5 protein-coding genes are annotated in these 4,156 nt (G+C 43.2%); all 5 read left to right on the top strand.

The window, feature by feature from the left end:
- The coding region (locus Q0200_RS10005) for a ribonuclease R family protein (protein ID WP_297940838.1) at nt 1–1,685 on the top strand (1,685 nt) is incomplete at its 5' end.
- Entirely contained in the window at nt 1,678–2,664 is a 987-nt protein-coding gene (gene holA / locus Q0200_RS10000) for a DNA polymerase III subunit delta (RefSeq protein ID WP_297940837.1), read from the top strand. The genes Q0200_RS10005 and holA, both read left to right, overlap by 8 nt.
- A gap of 90 nt (nt 2,665–2,754) precedes the next feature.
- Nucleotides 2,755–3,141: a 30S ribosomal protein S6 gene (rpsF, locus tag Q0200_RS09995; protein WP_122874108.1), complete on the top strand. Its 387-nt coding sequence runs from the start codon at nt 2,755–2,757 to the stop codon at nt 3,139–3,141.
- 9 nt (nt 3,142–3,150) lie between these two features.
- Nucleotides 3,151–3,732 carry a single-stranded DNA-binding protein gene (locus tag Q0200_RS09990; RefSeq protein WP_297940835.1) on the top strand — a complete coding sequence of 194 codons (582 nt, stop codon included), beginning with the start codon at nt 3,151–3,153 and terminating at the stop codon, nt 3,730–3,732.
- Nucleotides 3,733–3,746: 14 nt separating this feature from the next.
- Entirely contained in the window at nt 3,747–4,007 is a 261-nt protein-coding gene (gene rpsR, locus Q0200_RS09985; protein WP_004317775.1) for a 30S ribosomal protein S18, read from the top strand.
- Nucleotides 4,008–4,156 lie beyond the last annotated feature (149 nt).

The following is a 4,156-nucleotide window of genomic DNA, read 5'->3' as shown; positions in this document are numbered from 1 at the left end:
ATTTAAACGCCTCGCACTACGGCGATATCGTGCTGGCAAAACTCCTGCCACTAAAGAAAAAACGCCAAAGCGCCAAGGTCGTGATGACGCTAAAACTCGCCAACGAAACAAGCGTAGTCTACACCAAACAAATAGGCTCTGTAATCCTTGGCGTAAACGTAAAAACAGCGCTTAGCTCGCCGCTAAAAGCCTCGCAAAAATCGCTAAAAATGCTGCCGCCCGGCACGCTACTAAAAATCGGCAACATAAACAACGAAATAGTCGAGGTTATCGGCAACATAAACGACCCGCTTAGCGACGAAAAAATCTCGCTCGCCGTATTTAACAAAAACGACGAATTTAACGAAGAATGCGAAGCTGAAGCGATTGCGTGGGGCGACGAGGTTGATCCTACGATGTACCCGCAAAGGGTAGATTTAAGGGAGCTAGCTTTTTGCACGATCGATCCCGTCGATGCCAAAGACTTTGACGACGCGATATATTTTGACAAGAAAAAGCGAGAAATTTACGTCGCGATCGCTGACGTGAGCGAATACGTCACGCCCTACTCCCCGATAGACGCAGAGGCTAAAACGCGCGGATTTTCTATATATTTTCCGCACAAAGCCGTGCCGATGCTACCGCGAAATTTGAGCGAAAATATCTGCTCTCTCAAGCCAAATACCGCGCGCCTTGCGTTTTGTTTCAAAATCACGCTAGACGAAAACGGCGAAGTCGTAAAAGAAGAGCTCCTAGAAGCTCTAATCGCCTCAAAAAGACGCTTTAACTACGATGAAGTCGATCAAATTTTACGCGGCGAACGCGAGGACGAGACCGGCTGGATAAAGCCTCTTTTCGCGCTCACATCGCGCCTACGCAAAAAACGCCTAAAAAACGCATTTGACTTTAGAACGCAGGAGCTTCGCATGAGCCTTGACGCAGACGGCGGGCTTGCCTCTACGAGATTTGAGACCGATACCGACTCGCACAGACTCGTCGAGGACTGCATGCTACTAGCCAACGTCGCAGCAGCAAAGCGCATCGGCAAAGGCGTTTTTAGAAATCACGGCTCGCCCGATCTGCGAAAAATACAAATTTTGCTTGAAGATCTCGGCGCTCTAGGCTTTGACTTCGTTTACGAAAGCGATATCGCAAATTTGGTTCGCAAAATCCAAGCTCAAGCCGACGCCGTAGGCAACCGCGAGGAGATCGATAAACTCATCATAAAATCGCAAAAAAAAGCTGAATACGGCGCGCAAAATTTAGGCCACTTCGGACTGGGATTTGAGCGCTACACGCACTTTACGAGCCCGATCCGCCGCTACTCCGACCTTACGTTACACCGCCTTTTAAAGGCCAAACTGCGCAACGACGAGAAATTTTTCAACTACCTGCTTTTAAATATCGAAGCAACTTGCTCAAATTTAAGCGAACTCGAGCGCGAAGCCGACAGAGTCGCGTTTGACTTTATGGATAGGAAATTTGCGCGCTGGGCAAAAGAGCGCATCGGACAGCGATTTAACGCCTATATCAGCGAAAATCAAAACGTCGCGGTCGCTAGGCTTGACGACGAGATAAAGGGCGCCAGGATATTTTTGGGCGCGTACTGCGTAAATTTGCTGCAAAAAGTCATCGTCGAAATCACGGACGCAAATATCGCAACGGCTGAAATTTTCGGCAAAGTCGTAAAGAAAATCGATGTATAGAAAAGAGCTTGAGGCTACGCTAAATGCGGCTAAATTTCCAAATTATTTTTTGCTTTACGGCGCGGACGAATACCAAATCGAGCTTTTTGCGAAGGAAATTTTAGCCAAATTTAAAGATTTTGAAATTTTGAGCCTTTACTACGACGAGTACGATTTTGACGCTGCACGAGCGCATCTTTGCGAGCCTTCGCTCTTTGGCGACAGTCCGCTTTTGCACGTAAAAAGCGACAAAAAAATCCCCGCAAAAGAGCTAAAAATCCTGATAGACGGTTGCAAAAACGGCGGCGTATTTATTTTTGAGCTTTTTGAGCCCGATGCTAAAGCCGTTTTTGATACACAAAAGGCTTTCGGGGTAAATTTTGCGAGATTTTTTAAACCCGGCTCGCCCGAAGAAGCCGTAAATTTACTCGGTAGACAAGCTGCAAAAATGAACCTAAATATTACAAAAAACGCGCTTTTTGAACTCTACCGCATACACAACGAAAATTTATATCTAGCCGCAAGCGAGCTAAACAAACTAGCCTCTCTAAATGAGCTCATAAACGAAAATATCGCAAGAAGCTTGGTTTTTTCGCTATCAAGTGTGAGTTTTGACGATTTTTTCGATAAATTTATCGCGCTAAAAGATATCAGGGCCGATTTTTTCTCCTGCGCGGACGATGGAAATTTTAATGAAATTTTGTTTATAAACTCGCTTTACCGTGCATTTTTTAGGCTCTTTAAACTACATGCGGGTATCAAAATAACAGGCAAATTCGACATCAAAGAAACGCTCGGCTATGCGCCACCACCAAACGTCGCAAATGAACTAAAAAGGCAGTGTCTGGCTGTAAATTTAAAAGCGTATAGGGAAATTTTTACCGCGCTAAATTTGGCGGAATTTGAGCTAAAAACAAACTCCGCCCTGGATAAAAAAACTTTTCTACTCTCCTGCGTGCTGGACCTACAAAATCTTATCGGCAAAAACAGCAAATATTAAGTAAAAAAAAGATAAAATCAGCTCTTGTCGAAAGACTTCCTTGCCCGTTTGCAACCGCGCAAACGAGCTTAATACCCACAAGGAGAATCAATGAAGCACTACGAGCTTTTATTCATTTTGAAGCCTACTTTGACGGAAGAAGAAGTAAGCGCAAAAGTTGATTTCGTTAAAGAAATCCTAACCAAAAACGGCGCAAATATCGCGTCTGTGCAGTCTATGGGCACTAGAAAACTAGCCTATACCGTAAAAAAATACGAGCGCGGAACTTATTTCGTCGTGTATTTCGAGGCTCCGACTCAAGCTATCGCAGAAGTTGAGCGTATCATAAGAATCACCGAAGAGATCATCAAATTCTTAACGGTCAAATTTGAAAACAAAAAAGAGATCGCCGCTTGGGAAAAGATGAGCAAGGGCATCAAACTAAACAAAAAAGAACCGAAAGTCAAAGCAGAAGAAGCTCCAGCAGCGCAAGAATAAGGACGAAAAATGTTTAATAGAGTCGTTTTAGTAGGAAATTTAACACGAGATATCGAGCTTAGATATACGACTGCGGGCGCAGCCATAGGCAACAGCGCCATCGCCGTGACGAGAAAATTTAACGTGAACGGCGAAAAACGCGAAGAAACGTGCTTTATAGACATAACATTTTTCGGAAAACAAGCGGAAATAGCAAACCAATATCTTTCCAAAGGCTCAAAGCTTCTAGTTGAGGGTCGCCTAAAATTCGACCAATGGACGGACAATAGTGGACAAAATAGAAGCAAACACACGATCAGCGTGGAAAATATGGAGATGCTAGGCGGAGGACAACAGCAAGCCGGATACAATCAAAATAGTAATCAAGGCTATCAGCAAGGCGGTTACCAAAATAACAGCTACGGCGGCGGCTATCAAGGCGGACAAAATCAACAAAATAGCTACGCTCAAGGCGGCGCGCAAAGGCAAAATTTTAATAAACCGCAGCAACAAAAGCAACAGCCAAAAGACGAATACTATGGCGATAACGTCCGAGAAATAGATATAGATGCCGACAAATACGATGACGGCGACGAAACGATACCATTTTAATTAAGGAAAAAACGATGGCTGAAAAAAGAAAATATTCACGCAAATACTGCAAATTTACAGAGGCAAAGATAGATTTTATCGACTACAAGGATACTTCGCTTTTGAAGTACTGCTTGTCAGAGAGATTTAAAATCATGCCAAGACGCCTAACTGGCACATCAAAAAGATACCAAGAGATGGTAGAAAAAGCAATCAAGAGAGCTCGCCACGCAGCTATCATACCTTACATAGTTGATCGCAAAGACGTAGTTTCAAACCCTTTTGAAGGTCTATAACTACCTTATTCGGACCCATATTTGGGTCCAACTCCTTTAGAAATATTTTAAAATATCAATACTCATGTTAATAATTTAATATATCAAACTAAATTTAAAGTTTAATTTTAAGCTTTTTGCTTAAGGATATCTTTTTTTAAGATTTAAAA

This window comes from uncultured Campylobacter sp. (assembly GCF_938045225.1).
In the GTDB taxonomy this organism is placed as follows: domain Bacteria; phylum Campylobacterota; class Campylobacteria; order Campylobacterales; family Campylobacteraceae; genus Campylobacter_A.
Note: the sequence above shows the minus strand (reverse complement) of the source record. Positions and strands in the feature narration are given on the sequence as shown.